We start from the raw sequence: 15,877 nt of genomic DNA, 5'->3' as shown, positions 1-15,877 counted from the left end.
AGTTTCCACACAAATGGTTTACCTAAATTAAGCGGGCGACTATTCCGCCCACCGTACAGACTATTTTCGATTCTTTTTAATAAATTTCATCAAACGCTTACGCTTACGTAGCTGACTTGGCGTTAATTTATTACGTTTTCCTGCAAACGGGTTATTCCCTTCTTGGAATAGCACTCGAATTGGCGAACCGATAATGCGTAGGCTTTTACGGAAATAGTTAGATAAATAACGTTTATAAGAGTCTGGTAATCGCTCAATTTGGTTACCGTGAATCACGATAATCGGTGGATTATAACCACCTGAGTGAGCATATTTTAACTTCACTCGGCGACCATTTACTAATGGCGGTTGGTGTTCATCTGTTGCCATTTGTAAAATGCGAGTAAGCATTGATGTCGTCATTTTCTTCGTTGCACATTGGTAGGCTTCTTGAATAGACTCAAATAAATTACCTACACCACTACCGTGTAATGCAGAGATAAAATGCACTCGTGCAAAATCAATAAAATCTAGTCGGCGATCAAGCTCAGATTTCACATTATCTTTAATATCTTGCGATAAACCGTCCCATTTATTCACTACAATCACTAACGATTTGCCCGCATTTAAAATAAAGCCAAGTAGAGATAAATCTTGATCCGAAACGCCATCTCGAGCATCAATAGTGAGCAATACGACATTCGCGTCTTGAATAGCTTGTAAGGTTTTAATCACCGAGAACTTCTCAACAGCAAGATGTACTTTACCACGTTTACGAACCCCTGCCGTATCAATAATCGTGTAATGCTGTCCATCACGTTCCATTGGAATATAAATGGAATCACGAGTTGTTCCCGGCATATCGTACACAACCACACGCTCTTCGCCTAAAATACGGTTAGTTAAGGTTGATTTCCCTACATTTGGGCGACCCACAATGGCGATTTTGATATTCTTATCATCAACTTCTTCGCTATCTTCTTCTAAAGCTTCATCAAGTAAAGCGGTATCTTCTTCATTCTCAAAATCAAAATCGTGATCCCACTCATCTGTTTCTTCATTTGCAGAATTTTCATCAGAACCGACCGCTTGTTCTTCAATCTGAACAGCTAAAGGGGCAAGCACTTGCTCAATAAGTTGTGTAACACCACGCCCTTGTGCTGCGGCAATCGCTTCTACTTCGCCTAATCCTAATTGATAAAATTCAGCAATGTGTGAATCAGCATCAATTCCATCAGTTTTATTGGCAACGACCACCGTAGTTTTATCACGTTGGCGTAAGTATTGTGCAATACCAATATCCGCTGGGACTAAACCAGCACGAGCATCAACTAAAAAGAGAACCACATCAGCTTCTTCAATCGCCAATAGCGATTGTTCTGCCATTTTCTCTTCTACGCCTTCTTCTGTGCCATCAATACCGCCCGTATCAATCACAATAAAGTCGTGGCCAGCAATATTTGCTTGACCATATTTACGGTCACGAGTTAAACCAGGAAAATCCGCCACTAACGCATCACGAGTACGAGTTAAACGGTTAAATAATGTAGATTTACCTACATTAGGTCTGCCAACAAGGGCAACAACTGGAGTCATAAAAAACCTCAATAAAAATTCGGTTTGCAACAATTTGCAAAAAATGTTGGCATTATAACGTAAATCGGGGATAAGGGCGAATTTGAAATGAAAAACGTCTAAATGAAACAACTATTCTTTTAAAAAGAGCCTTCCCTCATTAGAGCAGTAGTATGACTAATTTTCAAAGTGAGAAAAATTTCTGTATTTGTTCAACCATAATTGCCCCAATAATACTCAACTTTTCACAAATCATCACTTATACACAAGTCATTATCTTTTTGTAATTTTTTTAACCACTTGCAAAATTCCATTATTTTTTTATGGAATTTTATGGCAGAATAGCGCTTTTAAAAACCATAATTAATTTAAGGGAAAGTATGAAAAAATTTCTTATTCCATTCGCCATTGGTGGCATTGTGGCACTCGCTGTACAGTATTTTCAAGGAAATAGTATGGAAACCGCAGTAAAAGCACCAGCAGAATCAACGGTTAAAGCGACTGAAAATCAAGGATTAGCCTTAGCAACAGTCGTTGCCCCTTGGGAGATCAACAGTCTAGATCCGAACCAAACGGGAGTAATCTTCCAGCGAATGAACCTTGCAGAAACACTCGTTGAAGCTAATTTACAAGGTGAATTAGTCCCAAGTTTAGCAACATCGTGGTCAAGCAATGAGAATGCAACAATTTGGCGTTTTAATTTAAGATCAGATGTTAAATTTCATAACGGCAAGCCTCTCACTGCGGAAAGTGTTGCGAAAAGCCTTAATATCGCTTTAGCGAAGCCAGGAATTTTACAAAAAGCCTTTATTAAAGAAATTCGTGCAACGGATACGCATCATATTGAAATTGAATTAACTAAACCTTTTGTACCATTTCCAGCATTCTTAACTCACTATACTGCAATTGTTTTGGCAGATGAGTCTTACAATGAGAAAGGTGAAGTTACCCAAGTAATTGGAACAGGGGCATTTAAAGCAACTAAAATTGAAGCACCACAAAAAATTGAAACGGCTCGTTTTGATGAATATTGGGGTGAGAAACCACAACTTGCTCAAGCCAATTATTTAGCGAGTAGCCGTAGTGAAACTCGAATGTTGATGGCTCAAAGTGATAAATCATCACTGGTTTTCAATTTAGATACCGCAAGTGTGGAACGTTTGAAAAACGATCCGAATCTGCATTTAACCAGTGTTTCAATAGCTCGAACCATACAGCTAAAAATGGACGTTGCGAAACCATTCTTTAATGATCTTGCAATCCGCCAAGCGTTAAGTGATGTGATCAATCGTAAAAGTATTGCAGAATCTGTACTAAAAATTGAAGATGGTGTGGCAGATCAAATCTTACCGAAAGCCTTTGCGGAATGGCGAATTGATGCAAAAGAGAGAACCGCAGATATTGCAAAAATTAAGGAAAATCTCACCGCTTCGGGCTATCAATTTAATGCTGAAGGTAAACTTTTAAACCAAGACGGCAAGCCATTTAGCTTTACTTTACGCACCTTCTCAGATCGCCCTGAATTACCGATTATTGCCACGATTTTACAGGCACAATGGAAACAAATTGGGATCGATGTGAATGTTTCAGTCGGGAATTTCAGTGAAATCCCAGCAGGACATCAAGATGGTAGCTTAGAGATGGCATTATATGCCTTGAATTATGGTAAAACGCTCGACCCATTTGGGGTTATTGTGCAAGATTTTGCTAAAAATGGCAGTGATTGGGGCGTGATGAATTGGTCTAATTCAACTCTTGATAATGCGTTGCAACAGCTGGAAACTGAACGTGATCCACAAAAAGCGAAAGCGTTAAAGCAAACGGTTAGCCAAATTATTCACGATGAATTACCGATTATTCCTGTTGTGTACTATCAGCAGAATGTCGTGGCACATAAAGAGATTAAAAATGTCACAGTAGATCCTTTTGAACGCCGTTTCTTCTTAGAAAAATTGACACAAAATTAGTGTAGTATGTGGCTAGTTCTACATAATTTGGGAGTGTACTAATATAATCCCCCTTACACAATAATAGAATTTAATGTGAATAGTACATATCTGCTCTCTTATATCAGTAAGAGAGCAGAAATATAAAATATAACAAATCGCTTTATGTTATATCTAGACATCATAAAACCACCCCATAAATAAGAATGTTTATCAATAACTTAGCAATATTTCAGGAATTTCTTCTATTTATGTGGGTTTATTCCAAAAAACTCTAAACTATATTTCCTTATTATTTTTCACACCTTCATTTACCTATTATAAATAGCCGACTTAATTTTTTATGTGGGGAATAATATGAGTAATGACAATCTGAAGAATTTTTCTTTTCCACCTGAAACGGCCAAATTTTTATCTGAACTTGATAGCCTAGAGTTAGCGTGGTTATCTGGTTTTTGTTGGGCAAAAGCCAAAAATCAAGGTAGTTCTCTAAATGCTAATCTACCGCAAGCGAATGAAACTAGTGTCAATACAGTTATTGAACCGTTATCTGTTACGATACTTTCTGCTTCTCAAACAGGCAATGCCAAAAGTGTCGCAAGCAAATTAGCAGAACGTTTGAACACTGAAGGTATTCAGGCTAAATTAGTTTCAGCTAAAGATTATAAAGCTAAAACTATTGCCGAAGAGCGTCATTTATTCTTAGTTACATCAACTCAAGGAGAAGGTGAACCGCCAGAAGAAGGGGTTGTGCTATTTAAATTATTGAATGGAAAAAAAGCCCCTAATCTAAATAATCTTGAGTTTGCTGTACTTGGATTAGGTGATAGTTCCTATCCTAAATTCTGCCAAGCGGGCAAAGATTTTGATCAACGTTTTGCAGAATTAGGAGGTAAAAGATTATTAGATCGTGTCGATGCCGATTTAGATTTTGCACCAACCGCAGAACAATGGATTGAACAAGTTGTTAGCTTACTAAAACAAAAAAACAGCCAAGCACAGCCTAGTGTACAAATTGCTGAAACAGTAAATTCAGCATCTGAAAGTATATCTATTTACACGAAAGAAAGCCCTTTTGAAGCCCCACTGCTCACCAACCAAAAAATTACGGCTCGTCAGGCAGAAAAAGATGTTCGTCACATTGAACTTGATCTTGCTGGCTCAGGATTACGCTATACCGCTGGTGATGCGTTAGGGGTTTGGTTTGAAAATGATCCAGCTTTAGTTGCTGAAATTATCAGCACATTACACCTTAATCCCGATGAAAATGTTGAAGTCGCAGGCAAAACATTATCCCTTTCCCAAGCACTTCAAAAGCATTTTGAACTCACACAAAATACTCCTACATTTGTCAAACAATATGCTGAATTATCAGGAAGTAGAAAGTTAAGCACTCTTATTAAAGATAATGAAAAATTTAATGCCTATGTACAAAATACACCATTAGTTGCGGTATTAAATGACTACCCAACTAAGAAATTAACTGCATTACAATTTATTAGCTTATTAAGACCGCTTGCGCCACGTCTATATTCGATTTCATCATCTCAAGCTGAAGTGGGAGAAGAAGTACATCTTAGCGTTGGCGTAGTTCGTTTTGAACATAATGGAAAACTACGTAGTGGTGCTGCATCCAGTTTCTTAGCAGATCGCGCAGAAGAACAAGGCTCTGTGCGTGTCTTTGTCGAAAAAAATGAGAATTTCCGCCTACCAAATGATCCGAGTAAACCTATCATAATGATCGGCTCAGGTACAGGCATTGCCCCTTTCCGAGCATTTGTCCAACAACGTGCCGCTGAAGAAGCAGAAGGGAAAAACTGGTTGATTTTTGGTAACCAACGCTTTACGCAAGATTTCTTATACCAGACAGAATGGCAACAATTCGTAAAAGATGGCTTTCTACACCAATATGATTTTGCTTGGTCTCGAGATCAAGAGCAAAAAATCTATGTACAGCATAAAATTTTAGAACAAGCTGAATTAGTCTGGCAATGGATTCAGCAAGGTGCTTATATCTATGTTTGTGGCGATGCTAGCCGTATGGCAAAAGATGTTGAGAATGCGTTATTAGAAGTCATTGCAACACAAGGAAAACTGTCTAGCGAAGATGCTGAAGAATTTTTAAATGAAATGCGAGAGCAGAAACGCTATCAGCGTGATGTTTATTAAATAAATGTGGGAGTTAAAAATGAGCAAAGATAAAAAAGAAGAACAATTACTAGAGTGGCAAACTAAGCCACTCTCTGATAATGAACGTTTAAAATCACAAAGTAACTTTTTGCGTGGTACTATTTTAGATGATTTAGCCGACCCTTTAACTGGTGGATTTAAAGGCGATAACTTCCAACTTATCCGCTTTCACGGAATGTATGAGCAAGATGACCGAGATATTCGAGCGGAACGCCTAGAAGAAAAATTAGAGCCACTTAAATTTATGTTGCTACGCTGTCGTTTGCCAGGTGGCATTATTCAACCATACCAATGGATTGAAATTGATAAATTTGCACGTGAGCATACTTACTATCAATCTATCCGCCTGACTAACCGCCAAACTTTCCAATATCACGGCGTACCCAAAGGCAAATTACAGCCAATGCACCGTTTATTACATAGCATTGGCTTAGACTCAATCGCTACCGCAGCAGATATGAACCGCAATGTATTATGTACCTCAAACCCAATTGAATCAGAATTACATCAACAGGCTTATGAATTTGCTAAGAAAATTTCCGAACATTTATTACCACGCTCAAGGGGTTATTTAGACGTTTGGATCGATGGCAAAAAAGTAGAAAGTTCAGATGATCTTTTCAAAGAAGAAGAACCGATTCTAGGAAAAACATTCTTACCACGCAAATTCAAAACTGCAGTTGCAATTCCACCATTAAATGATGTTGATGTTTATGGTAACGATATGAACTTCATTGCTATTCAAGACGAAAATGGGCAACTTGCAGGCTTTAATGTACTTGTTGGTGGCGGACTTTCTTTTGAACATGGTAATACCAAAACCTATCCCAATGTTTCTTTAGAATTAGGTTATGTTCCTTTAGATAAGACATTAGATGCAGCCGAAGCTGTTGTAACGACACAACGTGATTTTGGTAACCGCAACGACCGCAAAAATGCCCGTACTCGCTATACAATTCAAAATATGGGGCTAGATAGATTCCGCCAAGAAGTTGAGAAACGAATGGGCATAAAATTTGAGCCTACTCGCCCATTCAAATTTACAGAACGAGGTGATCGCATTGGCTGGGTTCACGGTATCGACAACAAATGGCATTTAACTTGCTTTATTGAAAGTGGGCGAATCACAGACCAACCACATTTACCGTTAATGACAGGAATGCTAGAACTAGCCAAAGTACACAAAGGTGATTTCAGAATTACGGCTAACCAAAATATTATCATTGCGAATGTTGCAGAAGAAGATAAAGCACAAATCGAAAGTATCGCCCGTCAGTATGGCCTAATTCGCCCTGAAGTCACAAAACAGCGTGAATACTCAATGTCTTGTGTATCTTTCCCAACTTGCCCGCTTGCAATGGCTGAAGCAGAGCGTGCTTTACCTGATTTTGTGACTGAATTGGATAAATTGATGACAAAACATAATGTGTCTGATGATTACATTATTACACGTATTACAGGTTGTCCAAACGGTTGTGGACGAGCAATGCTATCGGAAATTGGCTTAGTAGGAAAAGCGATTGGTCGTTATAATCTACATATTGGCGGTGATCGTGAAGGATTACGAATTCCACGTTTATATCGAGAAAACATTACCCTAGAACAGATCATCAATGAACTTGATGTACTTATTGGACGCTGGGCAGTAGAGCGAGAGCATCAAACAGAATCTTTTGGTGATTATGTTATCCGAGCGGGTATCATTGCCCCAGTAACCGATGCACCTAAAGATTTCTGGGTAGTCAATTAGTTCATTTAAGTCAATAAAAGCCACTATGATTTACTATAAACCATAGTGGCTTTAAGGTATAACGAACAAAAGGGGTGTAATAGACAAAATAGTTGCTAATAATTATTTTCTAAAATTATTAGCAACTCTATTTTATTTAAAATACCCTTTATAAAATCTCTTTTGCTTTTGCGACTACGTTTTCAACGGTAAAGCCAAAGAGTTTAAATAATTCACCAGCTGGGGCAGATTCGCCGAAACTATTCATTCCGACAATGCGACCACCAAATCCAACATATTTATACCAGAAATCTGCAATACCAGCTTCAATCGCAACACGTTTAGTAACTGAACTTGGTAATACAGACTCACGATATGCTTCGTCTTGAGCATCAAATACATTGGTACTTGGCATAGATACCACACGCACTTTACGCCCTTCACTAGTTAAGACTTCCGCTGCTTTTACTGCTAGCTCGACTTCAGAACCCGTTGCGATAAAGATAAGCTCTGGTGTGCCATCACAATCTTTTAAGATATAACCACCACGAGCAACATTCGCTAATTGTTCTGCATTACGCTCCATTTGTGCTAAGTTCTGACGTGTGAAAATTAATGCACTTGGACCAGTTTTCTTCTCAACTGCCGCTTTCCACGCAACTGCTGATTCGACTTGGTCACAAGGTCGCCAAGTATCTAAATTTGGAATTAGACGTAAAGCTGATGTTTGCTCAACAGGTTGGTGAGTAGGACCATCTTCACCTAAGCCGATAGAGTCGTGGGTATAAACAAAAAGAACACGCTGTTTCATCAATGCGGCCATACGCACAGCATTATGTGCATATTCCATAAACATTAAGAATGTTGCACCATAAGGGATAAATCCACCGTGTAATGCAATACCATTCATAATGGCAGACATACCAAACTCACGCACGCCATAGTTTACATAGTTGCCATCAACATTGTAATCTGCACGAATTGGTTTAGAACCAGACCATAATGTTAAGTTAGAACTTGCTAAGTCCGCTGAGCCACCTAAAAATTCAGGAAGAATATGTGCATAGGCCTCAATCGCATTTTGAGATGCTTTACGGCTTGCAATGGTTGCTGGGTTTGCTTGTAGCTTCTCGATAAATGCTTGTGATTCCGCCGCCCAATTTGTTGGTAAGTTACCATTTACACGGCGTTCAAATTCTGCCGCAAGATCTGGATAAGCGGCTTGATAAGCAGCAAATTTTGCATTCCACTCTTTCTCTGCCACTTGTCCTTTCGCTTTGGCGTCCCATTTAGCATAAATATCTGCTGGAATTTCAAATGGTGCGTGTTCCCATTGTAAGAATTCACGAGCTGCTGCAATTTCAGCATCACCCAAAGGTGCACCGTGACAATCGTGAGAATTTGATTTGTTTGGTGAGCCATAACCAATAATAGTTTTACAGATAATTAAAGTTGGACGCTCTGTTTCTGCTTGTGCATTTTCAATCGCAAATTTGATTTGCTCTGCATCGTGTCCATCTACATTGCGAATAACTTGCCAACCATAGGATTCAAAGCGTAATGCGGTATCATCAGAGAACCAGCCATCAACATGACCATCAATAGAAATATTATTATCATCATAAAATGCGATCAGCTTACCTAATCCTAACGTTCCCGCTAATGAACAAGCTTCGTGAGAAATGCCTTCCATTAAACAACCATCACCAAGGAAAGCATAAGTATAATGGTTTACAATATCGTGTCCTTCTCGGTTGAATTGTGCGGCTAATGTTTTTTCTGCTAATGCCATTCCCACAGCATTAGTAATCCCTTGACCTAATGGACCAGTAGTGGTTTCTACCCCTGGTGCATAGCCATATTCTGGGTGACCTGGTGTTTTTGAGTGTAATTGACGGAACTGTTTTAAATCTTCAATTGAAAGATCATAACCTGTTAAATGTAACAAGCTATAAATTAACATTGAGCCGTGTCCGTTTGACAATACAAAGCGGTCACGGTTTGTCCAAGCTGGATTAGTTGGGTTATGTGAAAGGAAATCACGCCATAATACTTCGGCAATATCCGCCATTCCCATTGGGGCTCCAGGGTGCCCTGAATTAGCTTTTTGAACGGCATCCATTGATAAAAAACGAATTGCATTGGCTAAAACTTTGCGTTCTGTCATTTTGACTCCTTAAAATGTAATTTAGAAAGCATAAAAAATTTGGAGCGATTCTACACTATTTTTCGATAAAGCTCCCTATTTATATCAGCCTAAAAATGTGATCTATTTCACAATAACGATGATTGAATTTGAGAAAAAATTAGAGTAAAATGCTTGCTCTTTTGGTGCTGAGATTCTCAGCGAATATTCATACATATGGTATCAGACAGCTAAGTTGTATGCTCTGATGGCGATATGGCTTCTTTAGAGGTTTTCCATAATGAAACAAGGTATTCATCCTAACTATGTAGAAATTACTGCAACTTGTTCTTGCGGTAACGTAATTAAAACTCGCTCAACAGTGGGTAAAGATTTAAACTTAGACGTGTGTGGCAACTGCCACCCGTTCTACACTGGTAAACAACGTGTTGTTGATACTGGTGGTCGTGTTGAACGCTTTAACAAACGTTTCAGCATTCCAAGCAAAAAATAATCAACTAATGATTAAATTTAAAAACCCCACAGTTGTGGGGTTTTGTCTATGCGGAATAGTAATATGCAAAATATCAATTCAACCCCCATTTTTGTTATCAACTTAGCTAAGTCAGTAGAACGAAAAAACGCAATTATCAGCCAGTTTGAGCAACTCAATAAACAATTACAATACCCTATTCAGTATAACTTTTTCTCGGCAATCAATGGTAATGATAATCCTGATTTCTACCTTTTTAAAAAATATAATAAACAAAAACGCTTTACTCGTAAGGGTAATTATATGAGCCTGTCTCAGCTTGGTTGTTGGGCAAGTCACTATCTTTTATGGGAAAAATGTGTTGAATTAAATCAATCCATTATTGTGTTAGAAGATGATTCTTTACTGCAAGATAACTTTATAGATGCTTATCAATTTACATATTCAGAACAAAATAATTTCGACTTCTTTTGGTTTTCTCCTCCTACCTTTAAAACATTAAATATAAACCCTGTTGTAAAAATAAACAATGCTGTTATATCTAAAGTGAATATTTCTTTTGGAAATACTAGTGGCTACTTTATTACCCCTAATGCAGCGAGAAAACTAATTAACCATTATGAAAAAGAATGGGTTTATGAAGTTGATATCTCTATGGATAGATTTTGGGAGCATAAAGTAAATTTATTTTGTGTACACCCAGCTTGTGTTAAACCAAATACTACCATTAAAAGTGATATTCAATCATTAAAAGATAAGCAAAAAAGAACCTTATTAGAGAAACTAAGAAGAGAATACTACACAATTATAGATAAAATTAATAAAAAGAAATATTTGCTATGTAGTAGGTAACATAAAATGAATATCTCGATTGCTTGTTTTAAATTTAAAAAAGGTGGTGGAAGTGAAAGATATGTATTAGATATCATAAATGGCTTTTACCAACAAGGTATAAAATGTAATGTCTATTCAACATATTTTGATTCCAAACTTGAAGAATATAAACTTATTACACCTAAAAAAATAAATTTGAGTTTTATTCCTAAAAAACTAAGGTTACCTTTTCTATCCAATTTCATAAAAAAACATAAGAAGAGTGATGAAATTATTCTCTCTATGACCCATACTTATAACGATATTACTATTTGTGGCGGGCAACATAAAGGGTACCTCAGAGCAATAAATAAGAAACCAACATTTATTGATAGATTCAAAATTGCTAACGAACAAAAATGTTTTGAACAAGCAAAATTAATTATTGCTCATTCAGATTTAATGAAGAATGAGTTGATAGAATTATATAATATTGACCAAGAAAAAATAAAGGTTATATATCCCCCTGTCGATACTGAAAGATTCTATACTATTTCAGATTTTGAACGAGATAAGCTAAGAAAAAAATTAGGGTTTGCAGAAAATGAAATTATCTATTTATTTCCATCAACAGGACACTACCGGAAAGGTTTTCAAGAATTAAAAAAATTTTTTGAAAATACTACTCTTCCAATAAAACTTGTAGTAGTGGGTTCTCCCATAGAAGAAACAAAAAATATACGCTATTTGGGTTATCGTAATGATATGCCTGAAGTATATAGAGCTGCGGATTTTACTATAATGGCATCAATTTATGAACCTTTTGGTTTAGTTGGTATTGAATCTATTTTATCTGGTACACCAATTATTTTTTCAAAAAATATGGCTTGCCTTGAAACATTAGATGATGATCTAAACTTATCTTTTAGAAAAAATGATAAGTTATCGTTAGATAATGCAATAAGTAACTCTATAAAACATAGAGAGAATAATACACATAGAATTCTAGAACCTTATAAAGTTCTTAATTACGATCCAACGCTAACCAATCACATAAATATACTAAAAAATTTAATAATGTCTTTAAGGAAAAACAATGAATAATTTATTTTATGTAGATACTATAAGTAATAAAATCATACATTTTCTTAATCACAAATATCCATATAGAATCATCTATCGTGGTCTATTTCCTAGATTTATTAGGAAAAGCATTGAAAATAATCTAGATTATAATAAACAGGAACTAATCTATAATAGTTGGGGTAAATTGTATAACTTATACCATTCTAATAACCTAGAAAAGTTTGAGGTTATTCCTCAAAAAAAAGAGCTAATAGGTAAAAAGATTATATGGCAATATTGGGGACAAACAACAGAGTTTAAGGATTTACCCGAAGTTGTTAAAATGAGTTTTAATTCAGTAGACAAATATAAAGGGGACTATACTGTCATTCGCCTTAATGATCAGAATATAAAGGAATATATTAAATTCCCTGATTTTATTTATGAAAAAAGAAAGAATAACAACTTTAAGTATGCGTTTTTTTCCGATCTTCTTAGATTAGCTCTCTTAAAAAATTACGGTGGAATATGGGCTGATGCCACTATTATTACAACATCACCAATTCCCGACAAATTAAAAGAACAAGATTTTTTTATGTTCTATCGAGATAAAAATTCCCCTTATAAGAATAAATGGAAAAAATATGACTCTTATTTTTCATATTCTTCAAAGCATAAAGTTCGATGTTTAAATAGTTTTATTATATCTAAACCTGAAACGGAAACAATTAAGATCCTTTTGGATCTATTGCTATATTTCTGGAAAACACAGGAAAAAATCCCACACTATTTCTTTTTTCAGACATTATTTGAATACATAATATCTCATCATAAACCAACTAGAGATATGCTTAGAATAGATGACGCTTTACCACATCTGTTACAAAATAAGATATATGATGAATTTAACAAAGATGATTTTTTAAATATAACGAAATTAAGTAGTATACATAAATTAACTTATATCAAGAAGTATAACAATCATTCTTATTTTTCCTACTTAAAGAAAGAATTTATTACTAATGAACTTCCAAAACCTTAAACTTTTTCTTGATATAGTCCAAACAAAAAGTTTTGTTCGCTCCGCAGAAAAGAATCATATGAGTGCATCAACCCTTTCTCGTCAAATTCAGCGAATGGAAGACGAGATTGGGCAGCCACTCTTTTTGCGTGATAATCGTCAAGTTTGCTTAACAGATGCAGGACAACGTTTTCTTGTTTTTGCCAAACAAACTTGGGAAAATTGGCAACAAATACAGCGTGAGTTATCACCCCATCAGAAAGAGCTAGAAGGGGAGCTAAAATTATTTTGCTCTGTTACTGCAGCTTATAGCCATCTACCGACTATCTTAGAAAAATTTCGTAAACGCTACCCTAAAATTGAAATTGTACTAAGTACGGGCGATCCCGCTAAGGCATTACATAGCGTACAATCTTTACAGGCAGATATATCTTTAACAGGTAAGCCAGAAATACTGCCTCCTAATATTGCTTTCCATTTTATCGATGATATTACCTTATCACTCATTGTGCCTAGAATAGCTTGTCCTGCAACACAGTTATTACAACAATCGCCAATTGATTGGCAGAATGTACCTTTTATCTTACCCGTAGAGGGGCCAGCTCGTAAGCGGATAGATCACTGGTTTAAATTGCAAAAAATCAAAGAACCGAAAATTTATGCAACAGTTGAAGGGCACGAGGCGATAGTGCCTATGGTCGCTGTTGGTTGTGGTGTTGCTCTCTTACCTGATGTTGTCGTGCAACATAGCCCTGTTAGCAACCAAATTTCTTATTTTAATTTAACGCTCCCTATTCAACCTTTTGAACTCGGTATTTGTGTACAACAAAGGCGTTTACAAGAGCCGATAATTCAGGCATTTTGGGCATTGTTATCTGATCTAAATTAAAAGAAATCACCAAATTTCTGCTAAAATAGTACCACTTCAAAATAATAATGAGGATAAAAAATGAAAGTTATTGAAGTTAAACACCCGCTTATTAAACATAAAATTGGCTTAATGCGTGCAGCTGATGTGAATACAAAAGATTTCCGTCAATTGGCAACAGAAGTTGGTAGCTTACTTACTTATGAGGCAACGACAGACTTAGAAACGGAAAAAGTAACAATTGAAGGTTGGAATGGGCCTGTTGAGATTGATCGTATCAAGGGTAAGAAAGTTACTGTTGTCCCAATCCTAAGAGCTGGTCTTGGAATGATGGACGGTGTATTAGAGCATATCCCAAGTGCAAGAATTAGCGTAGTAGGTATCTATCGTAATGAAGAAACATTAGAACCTGTTCCTTATTTCACTAAATTAACTAATGATGTAGGGGAACGTTTAGCCATCATTGTTGATCCTATGCTTGCTACGGGGGGATCAATGATTGCAACTATTGATCTACTCAAAAAAGCTGGTTGTAAGCATATTAAAGTATTAGTGCTAGTTGCAGCTCCTGAAGGGATTAAAGCATTAGAAGAAACACACCCTGATATTGAGCTTTATACTGCCTCAATTGACAGCCACCTGAATGAAAATGGTTATATTATCCCTGGCTTAGGTGATGCAGGCGATAAAATATTTGGTACAAAATAATATCTAAAGCGGTCTATTTGCAAAAAAAGAAGTGAATTAGACCGCTTATTTGCTACCAACTTCCTCCAGCACCTCCACCGCCTGAGCTTCCACCGCCGAATCCGCCTCCGCTACCGCCACCGAAGCCTCCGCCAAAACCACCTCGCCCGCTACCAAATCCACCTGAAGATCTCGCTGTACGAATAATTCTATCTGCGGTACTTGGGCTTATGTATCTATTTCCGCCTCGACCAATAAATTGGAATAAGATGAAAATAGCAATAGCAATGATAAAAAATATCTGTTCATCATCTAACCCAAATAAGTTTTGGGTTTCTTCTTCCACAGCAGGGGCATATTCTCCTTGCGTTGCAGCAATGATTGAAGATAGCCCTTTAGCAATACCTTGAGCATATAAATTCTGCTTGAAATAAGGGGTAATATCATTACGAATAATTGAAGATGCAATAGCATCAGGCAATGCTGCTTCTAACCCACGCCCCGTTGCAATAAAGAGTTTTCGGTCGTCTTTCGCAATCAGCAACAATACACCATTGTTTTCTTTCTGTCTGCCAATTCCCCATTGATTAAATAAGTTATGTGAATAACTCGATACTGCCTCGCCATTTGTACTAGGTACAATCACAACGGCAATTTGAGAACTTGTTTTTGATGAATAATCAATTAAAGCATTCTCTAACGTTTGGCGATCTTGTTGTGTCAATGTTTGAGTATAATCAGAAACATAGCGAAATGGCTTAGGTACTACGGGATAATTCGCAAAACTAAATAACGTAAAAAATAGCGTGGCACATAATATGGCATAGCGAGCTATATTTTTTCTCATTTAATAATCACCTCATTCGATAATTCATTCACATCATTCGCCTGAATAGGAAAATGACGTGCAAGCTGGTTCTCAACCTGCTTAATACCTTCGCAAATAGCTTGTGTAAATTGCCCTTTTTGACAATCTGCTTTCATTGAATCATACACACCTTGCCAAAATGAGTTTCCAACTTTTTGATGAATACCTTCATCACCAATTACCGCAATTAAATGTGGCTTAAAAGAGAGATAAAGCAATACGCCATTTCTTTCTGCTGTGTTATGCATTTCTAATTCATTAAAAAGTTGTTCTGCTCTTTCAAGTGCATTTTTATGTTTAGCCTTACGCTCTACCACAACTCGTAATTCAGCCGATGTTGTTTTCTCTAAATGTGAAATTGCCTCTTCGATCTGTTTAGTATCAAGAGGCAATCTACGTTCAAAAAGTGAAAATAATCCCATACTTTTCCTATTTCTATTTAATAAGCGGTTAGATTTTTACATTTTTTGTAAAATAACCTTAAAGATTAAAGGGCGTAATCTGATGATCAACGCCCT

13 protein-coding genes are annotated in these 15,877 nt (G+C 36.6%); 9 read left to right on the top strand and 4 right to left on the bottom strand.

From position 1 onward, the window contains the following. Positions 1 to 60 precede the first annotated feature (60 nt). Positions 61 to 1,575, bottom strand: coding sequence for a ribosome biogenesis GTPase Der (gene der / locus ACWIW0_RS00300; protein WP_454451728.1), 1,515 nt, complete (start codon positions 1,573 to 1,575; stop codon positions 61 to 63). A gap of 359 nt (positions 1,576 to 1,934) precedes the next feature. Between der and ACWIW0_RS00295 the strand changes: the two genes are divergently transcribed. The 3 genes from ACWIW0_RS00295 (at position 1,935) to cysI (ending at position 7,440) form a co-directional block, all read left to right on the top strand. Further along, positions 1,935 to 3,521, top strand: coding sequence for an ABC transporter substrate-binding protein (locus tag ACWIW0_RS00295; RefSeq protein ID WP_454451727.1), 1,587 nt, complete (start codon positions 1,935 to 1,937; stop codon positions 3,519 to 3,521). A 336-nt stretch (positions 3,522 to 3,857) separates the two neighbouring features. Then, on the top strand, positions 3,858 to 5,669 hold the full coding sequence (locus ACWIW0_RS00290) for an assimilatory sulfite reductase (NADPH) flavoprotein subunit (protein ID WP_454451726.1): 1,812 nt from the start codon (positions 3,858 to 3,860) through the stop codon (positions 5,667 to 5,669). Between the two features lie 19 nt (positions 5,670 to 5,688). Further along, positions 5,689 to 7,440 (top strand): assimilatory sulfite reductase (NADPH) hemoprotein subunit, encoded by a 1,752-nt coding sequence (cysI, locus tag ACWIW0_RS00285; RefSeq protein WP_454451725.1) that lies wholly within the window; start codon positions 5,689 to 5,691, stop codon positions 7,438 to 7,440. Between the two features lie 148 nt (positions 7,441 to 7,588). On the opposite strand, the gene tkt is transcribed toward cysI, so the two are convergent. Then, complete coding sequence (tkt, locus tag ACWIW0_RS00280; RefSeq protein ID WP_454451724.1) at positions 7,589 to 9,586, bottom strand: transketolase; 1,998 nt, start codon at positions 9,584 to 9,586, stop codon at positions 7,589 to 7,591. Positions 9,587 to 9,845: 259 nt separating this feature from the next. On the opposite strand from tkt, the gene rpmE reads away from it, so the two are divergent. From rpmE to upp, 6 genes are all read left to right on the top strand, one after another. Next, positions 9,846 to 10,058, top strand: a complete 213-nt coding sequence (gene rpmE / locus ACWIW0_RS00275) for a 50S ribosomal protein L31 (RefSeq protein ID WP_123956433.1) — start codon at positions 9,846 to 9,848, stop codon at positions 10,056 to 10,058. A 63-nt stretch (positions 10,059 to 10,121) separates the two neighbouring features. Continuing rightward, positions 10,122 to 10,889 carry a glycosyltransferase family 25 protein gene (locus ACWIW0_RS00270; RefSeq protein ID WP_454451723.1) on the top strand — a complete coding sequence of 256 codons (768 nt, stop codon included), beginning with the start codon at positions 10,122 to 10,124 and terminating at the stop codon, positions 10,887 to 10,889. Positions 10,890 to 10,895: 6 nt separating this feature from the next. After that, a complete protein-coding gene (locus ACWIW0_RS00265) occupies positions 10,896 to 11,954 on the top strand; it encodes a glycosyltransferase family 4 protein (protein ID WP_454451722.1) in 1,059 nt (352 codons plus the stop codon). Beyond that, complete coding sequence (locus ACWIW0_RS00260) at positions 11,947 to 12,957, top strand: capsular polysaccharide synthesis protein (protein ID WP_454451721.1); 1,011 nt, start codon at positions 11,947 to 11,949, stop codon at positions 12,955 to 12,957. The genes ACWIW0_RS00265 and ACWIW0_RS00260 overlap by 8 nt, the downstream gene beginning before the upstream one ends. Next, positions 12,938 to 13,825 carry an HTH-type transcriptional activator IlvY gene (ilvY, locus tag ACWIW0_RS00255; protein ID WP_454451720.1) on the top strand — a complete coding sequence of 296 codons (888 nt, stop codon included), beginning with the start codon at positions 12,938 to 12,940 and terminating at the stop codon, positions 13,823 to 13,825. Before ACWIW0_RS00260 ends, ilvY begins: the two co-directional genes overlap by 20 nt. Positions 13,826 to 13,885: 60 nt before the next feature. Further along, positions 13,886 to 14,512 (top strand): uracil phosphoribosyltransferase, encoded by a 627-nt coding sequence (upp, locus tag ACWIW0_RS00250; protein ID WP_454451719.1) that lies wholly within the window; start codon positions 13,886 to 13,888, stop codon positions 14,510 to 14,512. A 52-nt stretch (positions 14,513 to 14,564) separates the two neighbouring features. On the opposite strand, the gene ACWIW0_RS00245 is transcribed toward upp, so the two are convergent. Together ACWIW0_RS00245 and ACWIW0_RS00240 are read right to left on the bottom strand one after the other, a co-directional pair. Next, positions 14,565 to 15,338 (bottom strand): TPM domain-containing protein, encoded by a 774-nt coding sequence (locus ACWIW0_RS00245; protein WP_454451718.1) that lies wholly within the window; start codon positions 15,336 to 15,338, stop codon positions 14,565 to 14,567. After that, entirely contained in the window at positions 15,335 to 15,781 is a 447-nt protein-coding gene (locus tag ACWIW0_RS00240) for a TPM domain-containing protein (RefSeq protein WP_454451717.1), read from the bottom strand. The genes ACWIW0_RS00245 and ACWIW0_RS00240 overlap by 4 nt, the downstream gene beginning before the upstream one ends. Between the last annotated feature and the right edge of the window lie 96 nt (positions 15,782 to 15,877).

The organism is Ursidibacter sp. B-7004-1 (assembly GCF_053654055.1).
The sequence above is the reverse complement of the archived record's forward strand: the minus strand, read 5'-3'. Positions and strand labels throughout refer to the sequence as shown.

Coding starts and splice junctions, on each gene's coding strand:
- ACWIW0_RS00295 (WP_454451727.1), top strand. CDS start 1,935: ATGAAAAAATTTCTTATTCCATTCGCCATTGGTGGCATTGTGGCACTC.
- ACWIW0_RS00270 (WP_454451723.1), top strand. CDS start 10,122: ATGCAAAATATCAATTCAACCCCCATTTTTGTTATCAACTTAGCTAAG.
- ACWIW0_RS00290 (WP_454451726.1), top strand. CDS start 3,858: ATGAGTAATGACAATCTGAAGAATTTTTCTTTTCCACCTGAAACGGCC.
- der (WP_454451728.1), bottom strand. CDS start 1,575: ATGACTCCAGTTGTTGCCCTTGTTGGCAGACCTAATGTAGGTAAATCT.
- rpmE (WP_123956433.1), top strand. CDS start 9,846: ATGAAACAAGGTATTCATCCTAACTATGTAGAAATTACTGCAACTTGT.
- ilvY (WP_454451720.1), top strand. CDS start 12,938: ATGAACTTCCAAAACCTTAAACTTTTTCTTGATATAGTCCAAACAAAA.
- ACWIW0_RS00240 (WP_454451717.1), bottom strand. CDS start 15,781: ATGGGATTATTTTCACTTTTTGAACGTAGATTGCCTCTTGATACTAAA.
- upp (WP_454451719.1), top strand. CDS start 13,886: ATGAAAGTTATTGAAGTTAAACACCCGCTTATTAAACATAAAATTGGC.
- cysI (WP_454451725.1), top strand. CDS start 5,689: ATGAGCAAAGATAAAAAAGAAGAACAATTACTAGAGTGGCAAACTAAG.
- ACWIW0_RS00265 (WP_454451722.1), top strand. CDS start 10,896: ATGAATATCTCGATTGCTTGTTTTAAATTTAAAAAAGGTGGTGGAAGT.
- tkt (WP_454451724.1), bottom strand. CDS start 9,586: ATGACAGAACGCAAAGTTTTAGCCAATGCAATTCGTTTTTTATCAATG.
- ACWIW0_RS00260 (WP_454451721.1), top strand. CDS start 11,947: ATGAATAATTTATTTTATGTAGATACTATAAGTAATAAAATCATACAT.
- ACWIW0_RS00245 (WP_454451718.1), bottom strand. CDS start 15,338: ATGAGAAAAAATATAGCTCGCTATGCCATATTATGTGCCACGCTATTT.